15 protein-coding genes are annotated in these 18,857 nt (G+C 67.9%); 6 read left to right on the top strand and 9 right to left on the bottom strand.

The annotated features are described in order from the left end of the window. Positions 1-9: 9 nt before the first annotated feature. On the top strand, positions 10-1,674 hold the full coding sequence (locus tag ACODS4_RS21955; RefSeq protein ID WP_488867540.1) for an ABC transporter ATP-binding protein: 1,665 nt from the start codon (positions 10-12) through the stop codon (positions 1,672-1,674). A 247-nt stretch (positions 1,675-1,921) separates the two neighbouring features. Here ACODS4_RS21955 and mgrA read toward each other — a convergent pair whose 3' ends face one another. The 3 genes from mgrA to ACODS4_RS21970 form a co-directional block, all read right to left on the bottom strand. Next, complete coding sequence (mgrA, locus tag ACODS4_RS21960; protein WP_488867542.1) at positions 1,922-2,956, bottom strand: L-glyceraldehyde 3-phosphate reductase; 1,035 nt, start codon at positions 2,954-2,956, stop codon at positions 1,922-1,924. A gap of 113 nt (positions 2,957-3,069) precedes the next feature. Next, positions 3,070-3,999 (bottom strand): LysR family transcriptional regulator, encoded by a 930-nt coding sequence (locus ACODS4_RS21965; protein WP_488867544.1) that lies wholly within the window; start codon positions 3,997-3,999, stop codon positions 3,070-3,072. 35 nt (positions 4,000-4,034) lie between these two features. Next, complete coding sequence (locus ACODS4_RS21970) at positions 4,035-5,471, bottom strand: MFS transporter (protein WP_488867546.1); 1,437 nt, start codon at positions 5,469-5,471, stop codon at positions 4,035-4,037. A gap of 193 nt (positions 5,472-5,664) precedes the next feature. On the opposite strand from ACODS4_RS21970, the gene ACODS4_RS21975 reads away from it, so the two are divergent. Next, complete coding sequence (locus ACODS4_RS21975; protein ID WP_488867548.1) at positions 5,665-6,591, top strand: LysR family transcriptional regulator; 927 nt, start codon at positions 5,665-5,667, stop codon at positions 6,589-6,591. Then, a complete protein-coding gene (locus ACODS4_RS21980) occupies positions 6,578-7,138 on the top strand; it encodes a mismatch-specific DNA-glycosylase (RefSeq protein WP_488867550.1) in 561 nt (186 codons plus the stop codon). The genes ACODS4_RS21975 and ACODS4_RS21980 overlap by 14 nt, the downstream gene beginning before the upstream one ends. Before the next feature lie 116 nt (positions 7,139-7,254). Here the strand turns inward: ACODS4_RS21980 and ACODS4_RS21985 are convergent, their stop codons facing one another. From ACODS4_RS21985 to ACODS4_RS22000, 4 genes are all read right to left on the bottom strand, one after another. Beyond that, entirely contained in the window at positions 7,255-8,367 is a 1,113-nt protein-coding gene (locus tag ACODS4_RS21985; RefSeq protein WP_488867552.1) for a tetratricopeptide repeat protein, read from the bottom strand. Beyond that, positions 8,309-8,659, bottom strand: a complete 351-nt coding sequence (locus ACODS4_RS21990; protein ID WP_488867554.1) for a hypothetical protein — start codon at positions 8,657-8,659, stop codon at positions 8,309-8,311. The genes ACODS4_RS21985 and ACODS4_RS21990 overlap by 59 nt, the downstream gene beginning before the upstream one ends. Before the next feature lie 119 nt (positions 8,660-8,778). Further along, on the bottom strand, positions 8,779-9,651 hold the full coding sequence (locus ACODS4_RS21995) for a ParB/RepB/Spo0J family partition protein (RefSeq protein ID WP_488867556.1): 873 nt from the start codon (positions 9,649-9,651) through the stop codon (positions 8,779-8,781). Beyond that, on the bottom strand, positions 9,638-10,669 hold the full coding sequence (locus ACODS4_RS22000) for an AAA family ATPase (RefSeq protein WP_488867558.1): 1,032 nt from the start codon (positions 10,667-10,669) through the stop codon (positions 9,638-9,640). Before ACODS4_RS22000 ends, ACODS4_RS21995 begins: the two co-directional genes overlap by 14 nt. Before the next feature lie 1,103 nt (positions 10,670-11,772). Here ACODS4_RS22000 and ACODS4_RS22005 point away from each other — a divergent pair. The 3 genes from ACODS4_RS22005 to hepT all read left to right on the top strand — a co-directional run bounded on the left by ACODS4_RS22005 (position 11,773) and on the right by hepT (position 13,647). Next, on the top strand, positions 11,773-12,747 hold the full coding sequence (locus tag ACODS4_RS22005; RefSeq protein WP_488867560.1) for a replication protein RepA: 975 nt from the start codon (positions 11,773-11,775) through the stop codon (positions 12,745-12,747). Between the two features lie 89 nt (positions 12,748-12,836). Next, positions 12,837-13,241, top strand: coding sequence for a type VII toxin-antitoxin system MntA family adenylyltransferase antitoxin (gene mntA, locus ACODS4_RS22010; RefSeq protein WP_488867562.1), 405 nt, complete (start codon positions 12,837-12,839; stop codon positions 13,239-13,241). Then, positions 13,231-13,647 carry a type VII toxin-antitoxin system HepT family RNase toxin gene (gene hepT, locus ACODS4_RS22015; protein ID WP_488867564.1) on the top strand — a complete coding sequence of 139 codons (417 nt, stop codon included), beginning with the start codon at positions 13,231-13,233 and terminating at the stop codon, positions 13,645-13,647. The genes mntA and hepT overlap by 11 nt, the downstream gene beginning before the upstream one ends. Before the next feature lie 12 nt (positions 13,648-13,659). Here hepT and ACODS4_RS22020 read toward each other — a convergent pair whose 3' ends face one another. After that, on the bottom strand, positions 13,660-17,391 hold the full coding sequence (locus ACODS4_RS22020; RefSeq protein ID WP_488867566.1) for an AAA family ATPase: 3,732 nt from the start codon (positions 17,389-17,391) through the stop codon (positions 13,660-13,662). Further along, complete coding sequence (locus ACODS4_RS22025; protein ID WP_488867568.1) at positions 17,391-18,677, bottom strand: exonuclease SbcCD subunit D C-terminal domain-containing protein; 1,287 nt, start codon at positions 18,675-18,677, stop codon at positions 17,391-17,393. Before ACODS4_RS22025 ends, ACODS4_RS22020 begins: the two co-directional genes overlap by 1 nt. Positions 18,678-18,857: the final 180 nt, after the last annotated feature.

Consider the following 18,857-nt stretch of genomic DNA (forward strand, 5'->3'; position numbering starts at 1 on the left):
ACAACGACCATGGCGATTCTGGAACTCAAGGGCGTTTCCAAGTCCTACGGCGCGACCAACATCCTGCGCGACATTGATCTGACCATCGCGGAGGGGGAGTTCGTCGCCATCGTCGGCTTTTCCGGCTCAGGCAAGACGACGCTCATCAACCTGATCGGCGGCCTGACGACGCCCGACAGCGGCGAGGTTCTGATGCGCGGCAAGCCGGTGCGCGGCCCCGGGCCTGAGCGCGGCGTGGTCTTCCAAAGCTACTCGCTGATGCCGTGGCTGAGCGTGAAGGAGAACGTCGCGCTGGCCGTCGATTCCGTCCACAAGGACAAGGACGGCGGCGAACGCGGCGTGTTGACCCGGCGGGCGGTGGAAACCGTCGGCCTTGGCCACGCCGCCGACCGCCGACCGAAGGAACTGTCGGGCGGCATGCGCCAGCGCGTCGGCTTCGCCCGCGCGCTGGCGATGTCGCCCGACATGCTGCTGCTGGACGAACCGCTGTCGGCGCTCGACGCGCTGACCCGCGCCAAATTGCAGGACGAGATCGAGGCGATTTGGCGCAAGGACCGCAAGACCGTCATCCTCATCACCAACGACGTCGATGAAGCGATCCTGCTGGCCGACCGCATCATCCCGTTGACGCCCGGCCCCGGCGCGACGCTGGGTCCGGCCTTCACCGTCGATCTGCCCCGCCCGCGCGACCGCACCGCCGTCAACCACGACCCGGATTTCAAGCGGTTGCGGGCGAAGGTCACGGCCTATCTGATGAACGCCGGAATCGCGCGCGCCGCCGCGACGGGGGAGGATCTGCCCCTGCCCGACATCCGCCCGATCACCGCGTCGGAACCGCCCAAGGCCTACCGCGCCGCCCAGGCCAGCCATGTGGTGGATGAGCGCTATCTGGAATTCACCCGACTGACCAAAACCTTCGCCACGCCCAAGGGGCCGTTGACCATCGTGGACGGCTTTGACCTGAAGATGCGCAAGGGCGAGTTCGTCTCGCTGATCGGGCATTCCGGCTGCGGCAAATCCACCGTGCTGTCGATGGTCGCCGGTCTGGCCGACGTCACCAGCGGCGGCATCGTGCTGGACGGCAAGGAGGTGACGACCGCCGGTCCCGACCGCGCCGTCGTCTTCCAGGCCCCCAGCCTGTTTCCCTGGCTGACCGCCTATGAAAACGTCATGCTGGGGGTGGATCGCGTCTATCCCCACGCCAAGCGGGCGGAGCGCGCCGACATCGTCCGCTATTACCTCGCCCGCGTCGGCTTGGGCGACAGCATGGACAAGAAGGCGGCGGAGCTGTCCAACGGCATGAAGCAGCGTGTCGGCATCGCCCGCGCCTTCGCCCTGTCGCCGAAGCTGCTGCTGCTCGACGAGCCGTTCGGCATGCTCGACAGCCTGACCCGTTGGGAACTGCAAGAGGTGCTGATGGAGGTGTGGGCGCGCACGCAGGTGACGGCGGTGTGCGTGACCCACGACGTGGACGAGGCGCTGTTGCTGGCCGACCGCGTGGTGATGATGACCAACGGCCCCAACGCCCGCATCGGCCATGTGCTGAAGGTGGACATTCCCCGCCCGCGCACCCGCCAATCGCTGTTGGAGCACCCGCGCTATTACGAATACCGGGCCGAGTTGCTTGATTTCCTGGAGGGCGCCCACCACAGCGCCCCCAAGAAAGCGGCCTGACGCGACGCCCGCCGCTTCCTCTCCTGCGTCGCGGGGGAGGAAGGGCGCGCCGCGCCGACCAGGAGTCTCGGAAGCAAAACAGGATTTGCGTATCATCGCAGCGTCGGCGCGTTGAAAACACAGGCTGTTTCCGGGCTTTGTCACCAATTCAGCGGCCCGACGCACAAGCGTTTTACCACCCTTGCCCACCGCGCGCCAAGCCGCTCAATGGCCCGCAGCCGATGATCCCGGCTCACAGCTCGCCGACTCACAGCTCGGTGGAGGACTTCCACCAATCCATTCCGGCGTCGTGGGCGTGCGGCTCGATGGCGGCCAGTTCCTCGGCGCTGAAGGCCAGATTGTCCAGCGCGCCCAGCGAGTTTTCCAACTGCCGGACCGAACTGGCCCCGATGAGCGACGAGGTGACGCGCGGGTCGCGCAACGTCCAGGCGATGGCCATCTGCGCCAACGTCTGGCCACGGGCCTCGGCGATGGCGTTCAGCGCGCGGATGCGGCCCAACAGCGCCTCGTTCGCCGCGCTGGCCCCCAGCGACCCGCCCAGACGCTTGGCGCGGGCGTCGTCCGGCACGCCGTTCAGATAGCGCGACGTCAGCAGCCCTTGCGACAGGGGCGAAAAGGCGATGCAGCCGGTCCCCAACTCGTCCAGCGCATCCAACAGGCCATGTTCGATCCAGCGGTTGAACATGTTGTAGTTCGGCTGGTGGATGAACAACGGCACCCGTTCCTCCTTCAGGATCGCGGCGGCCTTGCGCGTCAGTTCGGGCGAATAGCTGGAAATGCCGATGTACAGCGCCTTGCCCTGCCGGTGCAGATGCGCCAGCGCCCCCATCGTTTCTTCCAGTGGCGTCGTGGGATCGACGCGGTGGGAATAGAAGATGTCGACGTAATCCAACCCCATCCGCCGCAGCGATTGGTCGAGGCTGGCGATCAGATATTTGCGGCTGCCGCCGATGCCGCCATAGGGGCCGGGCCACATGTCCCAACCGGCCTTGGAGGAAACAATCATCTCGTCGCGGTAGGGCCGGAAATCGCTGGCGAGGATCCGACCGAAATTCTCCTCCGCCGAGCCGGGCGGCGGGCCGTAATTGTTCGCCAGATCGAAATGGGTCACGCCCAGATCAAAGGCGCGGCGCAGAATGGCGCGGCCATTTTCAAAAACATCGGCGCCGCCGAAATTGTGCCAAAGGCCAAGCGAAATCGCGGGCAGGTCGATGCCGCTCCGACCCGTGCGGCGATAGACCATGCCCGAGGCGTAGCGGTTTGGCGCGGCTGCGTAGTTCATGATGACTCTCCCGAAAGGCGACGCCACCTGAGATGGACCAAGCCCGCCGCCCACGCAACGCCAGCCCCCTGAACCACAGTCAATGATGGGTTGAGCGCAGATACACGATGCGGTCAGCCACCGCCGTCCATCGCCAATGGGGGAAGCCCCTGCTGTTGCCGAATCAGCGCGATCAACCGGCGCATTCCCGGCGGAAGCTGGCGGCGGCTTGGGTAATAGATCATGAAGGGTGGGCCGTCCGACCGCCATTCGGGCAACATCACCTCCAAACGACCGTTGGCCAGATGGTCGCCGACCAGCGCCTCCAGGCAATAGGCGAAGCCGACGCCGCCCAGCGCCGCTTCGATGCCCTGTTGGCTTTCGTTGGCGCAGAGCGGCCCCCGGACATCCACCCGGCGCAGTTCCTCCGCGTTGCCCAGTTCCCAGGCGTAACGGCTGTTGTCGCCCAACCGCATCTCGATGCAGGGCCGTTGCAACAGATCGTCGGGCGATTGGGGACGCCCGACCCGCGCGATCAGCGCCGGGGATCCCACCACGACCCAGGACTGCGGCCCCGACAGGGCGACGCCGATCATGTCCTGCGGCACCCGGTCGCCGTAGCGGATGCCCGCGTCGAACCCTTCGGCGACGATGTCGACCATGTGGTCGTCGATGGTGATGTCGAGCGACATGCCCGGATACAGCTCCGCGTAGCGCGGCAGCGCCGGGGCCAGAAGATACCGCGCCGCGTCGCGCAACACATTGATCCGCAACCGCCCGGACGGGGCGTCCTGCTGGCTGGTCAGCGTGGCCAGCGCGTCGCCGATCAGCCGCAACGCCGCCTCGATCTGCGCCGCCAACGCGGCCCCGGCCTCCGTCGGCGTCAAAGACCGGCTGGTGCGATTGACCAGCCGCACCCCCAGATCCGCCTCCAGCTTGCGCAAACGGTGGCTCAGCGCCGAACTGGTCAGGCCCAACTCGTGCGCGGCCTGCTTGATGCTCTGCCGCCGGACGATGGTGGCGAAGACGCTGAGGTCGGCCAAACGGGAACGATCAAACTGCATGGGGGCTGGACTCTGTCGCCAACAGGAACGCCGGATCAGACAACGCGGCGCTGTTTTGGAGAAAACCACAGCCAGGCCACCACCACCAGCCCGGCGGCGACCAGGAAGGTGATCCGCATGCCGTCGGCCACCGCCTGCGGCCCCGCGCTGGCGACGTCGCCGGCGGCCAGCGCGAACACCGCGCCCATCACCGACGCCCCCGACACCAGCCCCAGATTGCGCGACAGGGTCAACAGCCCCGACGTCACCCCGCGCCGATCCGGAGGAACATCCATCATCACGGCGGTGTTGTTGGCCGCCTGGAACAGTTGATAGCCGGGCGTCAGCAGCGCGATGGCGGCGACATAGCCCGCCACGCCGAACCAACCCGGCAGCAGCGCCAGGGCCACGGCCCCCGCCGCCGCCAAGACCAGCCCCGCCGACACCATACGGTCGGCTCCGAAGCGGTCCACCAGCCGCCCGGCGGGCACGCCGCTGAAGGCCGACGTCACCGGCCCGCTCGCCAGCACCAACCCGACCAGCGCCTCGCCCAGCCCCAGCGACCGGGACAGGAAGAAGGGGCCGACCACCAACGTCGCCATCATCACCGTGGACACCAGCGCGTTGGCGGCGAGGCTGGCGCGGAAGGCCCGATCCCGGAACAAAGCCAGCGTGACCAGCGGCGCCTTGGCCCGCGCCTCGACCCGCAAGAACAGCCCCAGCCCGACCGCCGCCGCCAACAGAAACCCCACCCCGGTTGACCCGAAATCCGCCCCCCCACCCGTTTGCCCGACCGTCATCGCCAGCGCGTAAGCCGCCAGCGTCAGCGCCAGCAGCAGCGTTCCGGCGACGTCGAAGGCTGGCCGCCGCTCCGATGAACGCGGTTGGTCGGCGGGCAGGCTGCCGCGCGCCAGCGCCCAGGCCAGCAACCCCAACGGAGCGTTCACCAGGAACAGCGCGGGCCAGCCCGCCACGGCGAGCAGCGCGCCGCCCGCCGACGGCCCCAGCGCCGTGCCGATGGCCGACATCGTGCCGAGCAACCCCATGGCGCGGCCCGTCCGCGCCTTTGGCACGCTGTCGCCGATCATGGCGATGGTCAGCGCCATCATGACGGCGGCCCCCATCCCCTGCGCCGCCCGCGCCGCGATCAACAGGCCCAGAGTGGGCGCGACGCCGCACAGCAGCGACGCGACGGTGAAGACCGCCACCCCGCCCAACAGCAGACGGCGGCGGCCCAGCCGGTCGCCCAGCCGCCCGGCCCCGACGATCAAACAGGTGATGGCCAACAGATAGGCCAAGACGATCCATTGCACGTCCTGGAAGGACGCGCCGAAGCTCCGCGCCAGGGTGGGCAGGCCGACATTCGCGCTGCTCGCCCCCAACGAGGACAGCAGCGTCACCAGACAGAGGCTGACGAGCGCCCGGCGCTCCCGCCCTGTCGCCGCGCCATCCAGGCCGGGGGAGGGGGCTGGCGGGTCCGTGGGATTCTTCATCGCAAACACTCCGACGTCATGGGCGCCGGGGTCTGTGATCCGCCCCGGCCTGACCGTTGCCCCCAACCTAGCCCCGCCCCGGACGGCGGCGGAACGCGCGTCGGGCGCAGGGAATGGATGCGCGCGACGCCACATCGCCAGCCTCGCCGTCAGCCCAATTCATGCTCCCGTCGGATCATGCTACAGTCGGCCCATGCCGCTTCCCGATCTCAACCTGCTGGTCACGCTGGACGTTCTGTTGGCCGAGGGCAGCGTGGCCCGCGCCGCCCGGCGGCTGCGCCTCAGCCCATCGGCGATGAGCCGCGCGTTGGCCCGCCTGCGCGAGGCGACGGGCGATCCGCTGCTGGTCCGCGCCGGGCGCGCTCTGGTCCCCACCCCGCGCGCGCTGGAACTGCGCGAGCGGGTCCACCAACTGGTCGAGGAGGGCGCGGCGGTTTTGCGCCCAACCGAGACGCTGAATCCGCAACAATTGACCCGAACCTTCACCCTGCGGACCAGCGAGGGTTTCGTCGAGAATGTCGGGCCGGAGTTGATCGCGGCGGTCGGCGCGGTCGCCCCCGGCGTGCATCTGTTCTTCCTGCCCAAACCCGACAAGGACAGCGCCCCTTTGCGCGACGGCGCGGTCGATCTGGAAACCGGCGTCGTCACCCCGGCGATGGGGCCGGAGCTGCGCGCCCAGGCCCTGTTCCGAGACCGCTTCGTCGCCGTGCTGCGCCCCGGCCACCCGCTGGCCGACGCCCCCCTCACCCCCGACCGCTACGCCCAGGGGCGGCATGTCTGCGTCACCCGCACCGCGCCCGGCAAGGGGCCGGTGGACGGCGCATTGCGGGCGTTGGGGTTGGAACGGCGCATCGTCGCCAGCGTCGGCGGTTTCGCCGCCGCGCTGGCCATCGCCCGACGCTCCGACCTGATCGCCACCGTGCCGGAACGCCACACCGGCCTGTTGCGCGACGGGTTGCGCAGCCTCCCCCTGCCCTTCGCCGCGCCGGAGGTGACGATCTCCCTGCTCTGGCACCCGCGTTTGGACGCCGACCCGGCCCACCGCTGGCTGCGCGGCTGCGTGCGCGACGCCTGCGCCGCCACGCTGGGCGGCCTGGACATCCCGCATGACCAACCCTGAGCCAACCGCCGCCGCCGCGCTTCCACCGCCTGACGGTCCTTTGCCCGATGTGCTGGGTCCGGGGCTGGCGGCGCTGTTCGTCGGCTTCAACCCCGGCCTGCGGTCGGGCGCGCTCGGCCATCATTATTCCGGGCGCGGCAACCAGTTCTGGCGCCTGCTGGCCGAGTCCGGTCTGACCCCGCGCCTTTTGCGCTGCGAGGAGGACGGCTTGCTGCCCAGCTTCGGCCTCGGCTCCACCAATCTGGTCGCCCGCGCCACCGCGTCGGCCGCCGACCTCAGCCGGACCGAACTGCGCGCCGGTCTGCCCCGTCTGGCCCGCATCGTCGAAACCATCCGCCCCGCCATCCTGGCCTACACCGGCAAGGGCGTCTATCTGGCGGCGAGCGGGCGAGCCGAAGCGCCCTGGGGCGTGCAGGCTGACGCCCTGTTCAACGGCGTCACCGACATCGTCATCCCCTCCCCCAGCGGCCTCGCCCGCCTGCCCTACGGCGAAAAGCTGGTTTGGTATGGTGTGGTGAAGGCGGAAATCGAGCGGTTGCGGGCTTAAGGTTAGAGTGATCGCCTATGACGAGCAGGCTCCTTTTCAAAGAAACCGGCCTTCGCGGGGATAACGAAAATCCTCGTTGGAAGGAGTTTTGTTTCCAAATGCGATACCCCCTGCCCTCAAGGCAGCGCGGTTTTCGTCGCCGCTTGGTTGGCCGCTCGCCCCTCCCGTGCTTTGACCTCCGCGAACAATGCCTCGGCCTCTGCCTGATGCAGCTTGGCCAGGTTATTTAGGACGAGAACCGTATTGGGATCGTTGGGACCAAACGCCTTCTCATAAATCGACTGGGCACGACTGAAGAGAGGCATGGCGGCATCATACTGACGCTGCGCAGCGTACACCGCAGCCAGACTGTTGAGGCTGGAGGCGGTGTCGGGATGATCGGGGCCGAGCGCCCTCTCGCGAATCTCCAGGGTTTTGATAAAAAACGAAATTGCCGTCGTGTAGAGTCCGGCTCTGAATTCTGCCAGTCCAGCGCTGTACAGATAGCCAGCCCACAGCGGCGCGTCGCCCGGTGGGCACAGCGCGGCGGCTTCGGCGAAGGATGCTGCCGCGCTCTGGTAGTCAATTTCGGTGTTGGCCAAGCCCCCCAGCGCCGCTGCCTTTTCCGCCGCGCGGCGTTTGTGTGTATTCTTCGCGCTGCCCAGCCGGTCAGCGGCGGCGATGTTGGCGGTCTTGGCCTGAGTCAACAGGCGTCGCGCATCATCGTTCCGGCCATCACGGAGGGCGGTTTCGGCGTCGTCGCTGAGGCGGACGATATTCGGATCATCCTTCCCCCGGAAGGCCGCTACCTCCGCCAACAGCTTTTTGTGATCGCGCGCGATCTCGCTCAACCGCGTGGCAAGCTGGTCGAGCGGAACCTCCTTCTGCTCCAGGGTCTTAAAAAAACTACGAAGCGCCCCTTTCGTCACCCCCAACTGTTCGCTGAGGACCGTGACCTGTTGAACCGCCGCGCTGTCCTCCCGAGCGTACTCGATCACCAACTTTTTAAGCTGCATCAGCGTCAGCCCAAATGACACGGATAGATTCCCGTTCACAGCGGTGCCGCCGTGATCGGCGGTGATATCCCGCGCGTTTGAGGAGGGTGTTGAGAACCGATCTGTAATCACTACCCCTGCCAACAGGGACAGCAACGACACCCCAATCACGGAAAGGGCAGAGCAGTTCATCGGATCACGGCGCTTTTGGCGCCGACGGGGCTGCGCCGCCAATGTTGCCGTGGACGTCGCCATTGATAACGGCACCGCCGTTGGTCGCCTTGACGTCGCCGCTGATGCTGTGGGTTGAGGGTGTGGGCGCGGCATCGCCCCCCTTCGTGTTGCCCCAGACCCACGCGGCGATCCCGACCAATCCGACCAGCGTGATGAGAAAGGCGAGCGTGGTCAGCAGGCTATCGTTTGCGCCCTTGCCCGGTCCGCTCGCGCTTTTGCGGATGATCTCGCGGAACACCAGCAAGACCACGCCCAGGCCAAGGCCGCCAATGCCCGCGATCTGCCCCAGGCTTTTCAGCAGCGCGTCATCCATAGCCCATCCCCGCATCCGGTCGCCTTAGCGGTCATGATGCGAAGAGGGGCGAGGAAAAGCAACTTTGAAGATTGGCGCGGCGCGCGGCGCTTACCGGCTGTTGGCGCGCCGCACCCGGATCACGCCAAAAGCTGATCGAGCAGCGCGTGCAAACGGCGCAGTTCCGTCCATTCGGCATCGCTCAAGCGTCCGCGATGGTCGCGCAGGTCGCGGACATCGACGTTGGCGAAGTCGCGGGCGATTTTTTGCGCCGCCGTGACCAGCCGGACCATGGGCGGCGGCGCCGGTTTGCGGTCGCCGCGCGGGGAGGGGGCTTCGCCGCGCTTGGCCTCGCGTAGGGCCTTCACCGTGCCGCCGTCCTTCACCAGATTCCACAGGCGGCGTTGGACGTCCTCGTCATCGACGGCGGCGATCTCCGTCAGGATGCTTTTCGGGACGGAACGGTAGCGGGTTTCAAAGTCGTCGAGGATCCACAGCGGCAGGCGCAGCAGCGACAGGGTGCGCGTCACCTCCGCCTGGCTGCGCCCGATGACGTGGCCCAGCGCCTCGTGCGTGTACTCGTGGCGGTCGATCAGGCGGGCGAAGGCGCGGGCCATTTCCAGGGCGTCGAGATCGACCCGCTGGATGTTCTCGATCAAGGCCAGCTCGTCGGGATCGCCGTCGGTGACGATTGCGAAGATGGTGCGCCGCCCGGCCAAGCCGCAAGCGCGCAAGCGCCGCTCGCCCGCCACCAGACGGTACTCGCCCTCGCCCATCTCCTGCACCAGCACCGGCTGTTTCAGGCCGTGGCGTTCGATGGAGTCGGCCAGCTCGCGCAACGACTCCTCGTCGAAATGGCGGCGCGGTTGGTCAGGGTTGGGGTGAACGCGGTCGAGATCCAGCTCGATCAGGCGGGGGAAATCCGCCGACAGACCAAACAGGGCGTCGCCGCCGCGCTGCGCCGCCTTGTCGAGAATCAAGCTGCTGGTGCGTTCAAGCTTACGCGGCGCCATGGCGGGCCTCCACAGGGCGGGCAATCAGATGAGCGGCGACCTCGCGGGCAAGGTCGGTGTAGGCCTGGACGCTGGCCGAATTGGGGTCGGCCTCAATCGCCGGACGCCCGGCGCCGGACGCCTGGGCGAACAGGGTGGCGCGGGGGACGACGGACAAGACCCGCGTGCGGCCTTCATAATGGGCCTGAATCTCTTTCAGGCTGGCTTGATCCTGGGTCAGCCGCGCCGAATACATGGTCGGCAAAATCCCGAAAATGTTGAGCGACGGGTTGGAGCGCCGCCGGATCTTGGCGATGGTCTCCATCAACAGCGGCACGCCCAAGCCCGCGAAGACCTCCGTTTGCACCGGAATCAGCACCAGATCGGACGCCGCCAGCGCGTTGATGGTCAACAGGCCCAGATTTGGCGGGCAATCGATGACGACGACGTCGTACCGTTCCCGCACGTCGGCCAGCTTCTCTTTCAGCACCAGCGAATTGTCGGGTTCGGCCACCAGTTCCGTTTCCGCCGCCGCCAAGCCGATGCTGGACGGGGCGAGCGTGAAGGCGCCGTTGCAGACCGCCTGCAAAATGCTGTCGAAGCCCGCGCCGCCGCGCAGCACGCCGTAAAGCCCCTTGCGCGCGGTTTCCACCTCGCCTGGATCAATGCCCAGATGCACGGTGGCGTTGGCCTGCGGGTCGCTGTCGATCAACAGAACCGACAAGCCAAGCGTGGCCAGGGCGTAGGACAGATTGACCGCCGTGGTGGTTTTGCCGACGCCGCCCTTTTGGTTGGCGACCGCGATGACGGCGCGGCGCACCGGGCGCAGTTCGGCGGGCAGGGCAGGGCCGGAGACGGGCGCGGTCTGCGCCCGGATGAAGCTTTCGATCTGCTGGGGGATGCGTTCCGCCCCGCTTTCCCAACGGCTGATTCGCGAACGGTCGTAGCGGCGGTTGAGATGGCCGTTCAGCCAACCGGCGAATCCAAGCTGGTCTTCGCCGCGCCGCTCCCGCAGGGCGCGCAGTTCTTCGCCGGTCATGAGATCTCCGAATTCGGTGGCGAGGCGGGATTCCGCGCTCGCCGCCACTTTACGGATGTGACGCAAGCGGTCAAGCCGAACCGCATCGCTTGCGTCATACGAGGGTCCGATGGGGTGATTATACGACGTCGTATGAGAGGTTTTTCCTATACGACGTCGTATGACGGGATGGGTCAGAAACGCTCAATTTTGGTCGGCGCGCACTCTTCTCTTATAGGGGCGAATGGCCGAGCCGATGATGTTTCAAATTCAGCGTTGGGGGAACCCGTTGGTTGCGAGTCGATCCTTGATTCCCTTAACCTTGATTGTTGCCAATTCAGCGTTGCTCGAATGTTCCGACTCGGGAACGCCGTGATTCAAGTTCAGCGTTGCGAATCGCGAGTCGTGGCGAGTCGTAAAAAGTCAGCGTTGGCAATGCTTTGCTGTGTTTCTGTTTCAAATTCAGCGGTCCTGGGTTGGCCTTTTCCGAGTCTCACGGGAATGCATCCCTCGTGTCAAAATCAGCGATCAACCCTCGCGAAAACCACTCGCTAAGCCCGAATCGGGGCTGGCGCGTTGCGATTTCAGCGAGGGGTGTGGAGCGATTCGGCGGGAATTTGGCGGAAACGCTGGGTTTCTCGCGATGCGAGCGGGCAGGCTGCGCGCGACCGGACTCTATCGGAGAATCTTATAGGGAGTCTTATATAGGACATGGTTGCGACTTCAGCGTGGAAAAGCCCTGGATTCGTTGCGACTTCAGCGCGAAATCCGGGGTTGGCGTTGCGTTTTCAGCGACGGGCCTGTTGCGGAGTCAGCGTGGACAGTTGGCCAAGCGGGCCGTCGCGTTGCGGAGTCAGCGTGGACAACCCGGCGGCAGTTCGGACGAATTGGCGGAAAACCGCCATTTTCCGGGGTTTCGACGGAAAGGCTGACGCTGAATTTGAAACATGCGACCGGATCAGCGGCTTTGGGCCTTCGCTGAACTTGCAACGGATTCCGCAGCCGACGTTGCAAACTCAGCGAATCTTGACGTGGCGCGGCTTCACAGCCCCCAGATTTTGTGTTTTCTGAAACGAACTGGCGGTGAGCAGCCGGTTGCGTCGAGAAGGAAGCAGAGGGTGTCCATGGCCAAGATCCACGAGCAACTGACCTTGGAGGGCTTTGAGGCGGTCTTGGCGCGAACCGAAGACCCCAAGGAGCGGCGGCGCGTGATTATGGCCCATGAGGCGATCTCCAACGAGATCGACGCCATCGGCTATCTCCACGCCGGATTCTGCCAAGCCTCGCTGCCCCACCGCAAGCCCAAGGACGAAACCGCCCCTTGGGTGCGCAACAACGGTCGCTACCAGCTCGTCGTCCGTCCCGGCATTTTGCCGTTGCGCGACGGCACCGTGCTGGATGTCGGGGTGCCTTACGGCGCCAAGGCGCGGCTGATTATGATTTACCTGCAAACCGAGGCGCGCAAGACCCGCACGCCGCACGTCGATCTGGGGCCGAGCATGAGCGCGTGGCTGCGCCGTCTCGGTCTGGCCCCCACCGGCGGCGAGCGCGGCAATTACAAGCCGGTGCGCGAACAGGTTCTGCGCATCGCCCGGTGCGAATTCACCCTGCGGACCACGACCGGCAGCTCCAGCGCCGAAATCTCCGACCAGCGGCTGATCGACGGCATCAAGCTGTGGCGCGACGACGAGGACGCCCCGGATCTGTTCCGCACCGGCGGCGAATGGGTGCGCTTCGTCCGTCTGACCACCTCCTTCTTCGACCATCTGATGGAACACGCCGTTCCGCTGGACGAGCACGCCATCGCCAAGCTGAAAAACTCGGCCCTGGCGCTCGACGCCTATGTCTGGCTGGTCCACCGCCTGCACCGGCTGGACAAGCAGACGCTGGTGCCCTGGCACGCGCTGTCCCAGCATTTCGGGTCGGTCAGCGAGCATCGCGTGCTGGCCTTCCGCCTGAAGGAAGCCTTGAAGGACGTGATGGCGGTCTATCCCGACGCCAACATCGAACCGACCTCCAAGGGCCTGCTGCTGCGTCCGTCGCCGCCCGCCGTGCCGTCGAACAAGCACGCGGTGTTGCGTCCGGCCCTGCTGCGCTGACGGGCCTCGGTCGGGGGTTGGGTCGTCACGCTCTTTCGGCGCGCGGCCCGACGCGCTATCGTCCCAACGGATGATGGTGGGGCGAGGGCATGGCGGCGATCTCCGACATCGACATTCTGGCGGCGGCGCGGGCGGCGCTGCCCGATCTCCAGGCGCTGATCCTGTTCGGCAGCCGGGCGGCGGGGACGAATGGTCCTGACAGCGACCTTGACCTCGCCGTTCTTCTGCCCAAGCCCGCCGATCCCGTTCGGCTGTGGGACGCCGGGGAAGCCATCGCCCGGCAATTGAACGTCGATGTCGATCTGGTTGATTTGCGGACGGCCAGCACGGTGATGCAATTCCAAATCATCACCACCGGACGCCGCCTCTTTGCCGATGGGGCGGAGGCGGATCGTTACGACGCCTACATCAGGAGCGCGATGACGTCCTTGAACGAAGCCCGCGCGCCGCTGTTGGCCGACATTGTGAGGGATGGGCGCGTCTATGGTGGATGACGTCCTGCTCAACAAGGCGGCCACCATCGAACGCTGCGTGGCGCGGGCGACCGAAGAGTACCAAAAGGATCCGGCCAGCTTCGCCAGCGACCTCACCCGGCAGGACGCCGCCATTCTGAACATCCAGCGGGCGTGCGAGGCCTGTCTGGACATCGGCCATGTCATCATCCGGCGCGAGCGGCTGGGCGCCCCCCAGAGCGCCCGCGACGTCTTCACGCTGCTGGGGCAGGCCGGATGGATCGACGCCGATCTTGCCAAGGCGCTGCAACGGATGGTCGGCTACCGCAACATCGCCGTTCACGATTATCAAAGCCTGCAACTGTCCATCACCGTCGCGGTGATCGAGCGCCATCTTGGTGATTTTCTGGCCTTCAGCCGGGCGATCCTCACCCGCTCGCCCGGCTGACGCGCCCGCGTCTTACGCCTCCGTTCCGCCGACGCCGGTGGACAGCACCGACACCCGGCTGCGCCCGCCGCCCAGCGGGGTCACGCGGATTTGCGCGCCGATGCGCTCGACCATCGCCGGAACATGGCTGATGACGCCGACTTGCCGTCCTCCGGCCTGCAAGGCTTCCAGGCAGGACAGGGCGACGTCCAGGCTGTCGGGGTCGAGCGAGCCGAATCCTTCGTCGATGAACAGGGTGCCGATCCCCCCGGCGGTTCCCGCCGCCATCGCCGACAGCCCCAGCGCCAAGGCCAGCGACACCAGGAACAATTCGCCGCCCGACAGGCTGTGAACGCCGCGCCGCTCGTCGCCCATCTCGCGGTCGATCACCTGGATGTCGAGGTTGGCCCCGGCCACCCGTTCCAGCCGGTAACGGCGGGCGAGATCGTCCAAATGCCGGTTGGCGTGGCCTAACAGCATGTCCAGGCTGAGGCTCTGGGCGAAATTGCGCATTTTCTGGCCGTCCGCCGAACCGATCAACCCGGCCAGCGAGGCCCACAGCCCATGTTGGGCCTTTTGCGCGTCGATGGCGACGGTCAGATCGGCCAAGCGCGCCCGGTTGGCGTCGTCGGCGGTCAAGCGCCCGCGCGCCGCGCCTTGGCGCAGCCGATCCGCCGTCAGGCGTTCGGCCAAGCGGTTCGCCGCCGCTTCGGCTTCGGTCGGGTCGGTTTCCGGGCGCTGCTGGGCGTGGTGGTCGGCGCGCTGGCGTTGGCGTTCGTTGGCCAGCAGCGCGGCGTCGCGCCGCGCCGTTTCAAGTTCAGCGAGCGCCCGCTCCTCCGCCAGCCGTTCGGCCTCGGGAAGCGCCAGCTTGCTCCGCGCCTCCGCTGCCGTCACCTTGCAGGCCGTCGCGGCGTTGGACAGCGCCGTCGCGGCGGAATCGGCCTGGATGGCGCTGCTTTTGGCCATCGCGCCGCAACGTTCGACCTCGCGTTCGGCGGCGGTCAGACGGGCGGCGGAATCCTGCCGGGCCAGCGCCGCGCGTTGCGCCGCCGTCCCAGCCTCCTGCGCGCGCGCGGCCAGCGCGGCGCGGCGTTCGGCGACCGGCTGGCCGTCGAGCAACCCGGCGCGCTCCGTCTGGCGCGCCGCCAATCGTGTGGACACATCGTCAAAGCGTTGCCGCGCCTCAACGTCCGCCGTCTCCACCCCAGCCCGTTCGGCGTTTTTGCGGTCAAGATCGAGCGCGGCCTCGTCCGCCGCCCGCTGTTCCACCGCCAACCGCTCTCGCTGATTTTGATACGCCGTGATCCGCGCCGCCAATCCGGCCCGGAATCCGTTGGGGTCAGCGACCGCCGCCGCCCGCCAGTTGGGTTGACCGGCGCAAGCTTCAGCCACCTCGTCCAACGCCGCGTCGCGGTCGGCCTGGGCGTGGTCGCGCCGGGCCAGCGCCAACGCCTGGGCGGCGCCCGCCGCGTCGAGCGTGTCTTTAACCGTTTGCAAAGAAGCCCTTTTTTCGACCAGAGCCTGATTTGCCCGCGTCTGTGCCGCCCGCGCCTTGTCCAACCGCCGCCGGTGGTCAAGCGCGCGCGTTTCATCGTCGGCGAGGGTCGCCAGCCGCGTATCAAATTCAGCGAGCCGTTCCGCGACCGCCGCGCCGTCCGGTTCGACGGGCAGGGCGAAGGCGGCGGCCTGTTCGGTCCAGCGCCCGGCGTCGGCGGCAATCTCGCGCGACAGGGCGCTGCGGCGTTCGGCCAAGGCGTCCGCCGCCGCCCGCGCCGCCCGCGCGGTCGCCGCGTGACCGGCTTGCCGGGACAGCAGAGCGGCGACGGCCTCGTTCAACGCGGCGAGCCGTTCCTCTTGCTCGTGGGTCAGCCGGGCGAGCGGCGCGCGGTGGTCGGCCCACGGGTGATCCTCCGATCCGCAGACCGGGCAGGACTCGCCCGCCACCAGCCGATGGCGCAGCGTTTCCACATCCTCGCGCTGGGTCAGTTGCAGGCGGCGCAAGGTCTGTTCGGCCTCGTCGCGCGCCGCCTGCCGGATCCGCGCCTCCTCGGCGCAGGTCGCGGCGGCGGCGGTTTCGCGCTCGGCCTCGTCGCGGCGGCGGGCTTCCTCGGCGCAGGCGGTCGTCCGTTCCTCGCGCCGTTGCGCCGCCCGTTCGGCGAGGCTGGCCAGCGCGCGCAGCCGGTCGCGCTGCTCGCTCGCCGCCTTGCGGGCTTGGCTGGTCGCCTCCAACGCCGGGGCGTCTTCTGCCAAAACGGTGGCCAACGTGGTCTCGGCCTGGGCGTTTTGGCCTTCGGCTTCCGTGACGGCCAACGCGGCGTCTTCAGCCTGCCGGGTCAGGTCGGTCAGCGTCGTCGCGCGCCGCGCGACCTCACGTTCGGCCTCGGCGCATTGGCGCGCCGCCTCGGCGTGGCGTCCCAGCGCGGCGTCCCAGCGTGACCATTGCGTCGCCAGCGGAGCCAAACCGTTTTGCTCCGCCAAAGCGTTTTCCAAGGCGACCACCCGCGCCCGGCAATCGGTCAGCGCCGCTTCGGCCCGTTCCTGCGCGGCGTGGACCGTCGTCCGGCGTTCGGACGCCGCGTCGCGCGCGCGCCGGGCGGCGTCGCTTTCCTGGACCAGCGCGGCGATCTGCCCGTCAAGATCGGCGGCGCGGACCAAATCCGGTTCGGCGGCTTCCTGCTCGGCGGTCGCCTGCTCCCAGCGCAGGCTGGCCGTGTTGTGGTGTTCGGCGGCGTTGGTCAGCGCGGTTTGCGCCTGAAGCAAGGCGGCGCGGGCGCGTTGGTCGGCGGCTTGCGCCTCGGCGGCGTCCCGCGCGGCGCGGTCGGCCTCGACGATCACCGGGCGCAGAGGTTGCAACGCCGACCGCAAGGCGGCCTCGACGCGCCGGGGTTCGGCCTCCCGCCACGCCGACTCGGTCCGCGCCGCCGCGTCGGTCGCTTGCTGTTCGGCCTCGGCCAGTTGGCGGTCGCGCGCGTGCCACGCCACCGCCGCCCGCGCCAGTTCCAACGCCTGCTCGCCCGCTGTGACCGCCGCGTCGGCGTCGCCGACCTCCGTTTCCAGCGCCGTGCGCGCGTCGGCGTCCAGAACGCCGATGCCGCCGCCTTGCGCCGTCAGCGCGGTCAACGCCTCCCGCTCCCGCCGTTCCCGTTCATGGGCGGCTTTCGACAGGGTGGAGTAGATTTCGGTGCCGGTCAGCAACTCCAGCAACGCCGAGCGTTCCGTTGCGGGGGCCTTCAGGAAGGTGGCGAAATCACCCTGGGCCAGCAGAACGGCGCGGCGGAATTGTTCAAAACTCAAGCCCAGGCGGGTCTCAATCTCCTCCAGCACCGCTTTCTTGCCGTCGCCGAAGCGCTGCTCTCCGTCCAAACTGGTCAGCGACAGGCTTTGCGCCTGCAAGGCGCCGCTGGCCTTCAAGCGGGCGCGGCGCACCTCCCAACGGGCGCGGTAGAACAGGCCATCGACGCCGACGAAATCAACCTCGGCCCAGCCCGACGCCGCGCCCCGCCGCAGAACGCCGCGCACATCGTTGGCCGATAGGGTTTTCGGATCGCGTTCCGCCGCCGATTGCTCGCCGCGTCCCTTGGGCAGGCGCGGCATCTGGTCGAACAAGGCCAGACACAGCGCGTCGAGGATGGTGCTTTTCCCCGCTCCGGTCGGGCCGGTGATGGCGAACAGCCCGGCCCGGCGCAGCGGTTCGGCGTTGAAATCGACCGCGAACGGCCCGTCGAGGCTGGTCAGATTGCCGCCGCGCACCGCCAAAATCCGCATCACACGCCCTCCTGAACCGAAACCAGCAACTCGTGAAAGGCCGCCAGCAGATCCGGGGCGGGATCGCCCTGGTGTTGGCGGCGGTAGAGCCGGTGAAACACATCCTCCGGCGCGAGAGCGGCCAGCTCGACCGTCGGCGCGTGGTCGGCCAACGCCGCGCCGTCGCCGGTCAAACGCGCCGCCAACTTGACCAACCGTGCCGGTCGCCCGGCGAGCGCCGCCTCAACCTCCTCGCGCAGGGCAGGGCGGGGTTCGGGCAGCTCGACCGAAACCTCGACGAAGGGCCAGGCCTCGCGCGGCAGAGTCTCGTCCAGATCCATCCGGCGCAGCGCGTCGAGCGCCACGTCCGGCGTGGCGAAGCGCCCGCCGCCGGGAATCCGCCGAATGGCGACGAAGCGCGGCACGGGCAGGGCGCGCCGCCCGACCATCCGCCCTTCGGCCAGTTCCACCAGCATCACCTGATGCGGGTACGGCTCCTCATCCAGCGCCAAAGGCAGGGGGGATCCGCTGTAACGCACATGATCCAACCCGCCGACCGACTGCGCCCGGTGCAGATGGCCCAAGGCGACATAGGCGGCGTCCTCGGGGAAAATCTCCACCGGCAGAGCGTGCAGATTGCCGCCCAGGATCTTGCGCTCGCTCAAATCCGACAGCACGCCGCCGCGCATGTAGCAATGGCCGGTCAGGACCAGCGCCTCGCCGGGCCGCAGAACCGCGCGCGCCGCCTCGCCCGCGCGATCATACAACTGGCGAACGCCTTCAATCAGCGGATCGGACGCCTCATCCTCGGGATTGTCCGGCTCGGGATTGTCCGGCGGCGGCAGGTCGGCGGGGCGCAGATGGGGCATGGCCACGCAGCGGGCGGCGATGGCGCGGTCGCGGTCGTGCAAGGGAACCACCAGCCCCGCCGGATCAAAACGGCCATCGGATGAAACGGGCAGGGCGCCGACCACCCGCACCCCCAGCGCGTCCATCAAGGGGCCGGGCGCGTCCAACCGGCTGGCGCTGTCGTGGTTGCCCGCCAACACGACAATATCCAATCGGGGAAAGCGCGCCTTGGCGCGGGCGAGAAAGCGATAGAAGAGCGACAGCGACGGAATGGGCGGGTTCTGCCCGTCGAACACGTCGCCCGCGATCACCAGCGCGTCCACCTCATGCTCGGCGAGGCGGTCGAGCAGCCAATCGAGGAATCGGGCGTGCTCGGGATCCCGCGCGATTCCATGCAGCGTCTGGCCCAAATGCCAATCGGCGGTGTGAAGAAGGCGCAACGGACGGGGGGACGGCATGGCGGCAGGCTCGGTCAGCGGATCGGGGCGCCACTATACAACGGCGCCCGCCGCAGCGGCGCGGAACCCGGTTTCCGAAAAAAATGCGTTACGCCTGAAAAAAGGAGTTGCGTGGTGTCGGGCAGCCGCCTATAAAGCGCCTCCCGACGCGAACAGCGCCGACGCGGTCCGAACGGAGCG

The organism is Azospirillum sp. FG154, from assembly GCF_057809575.1.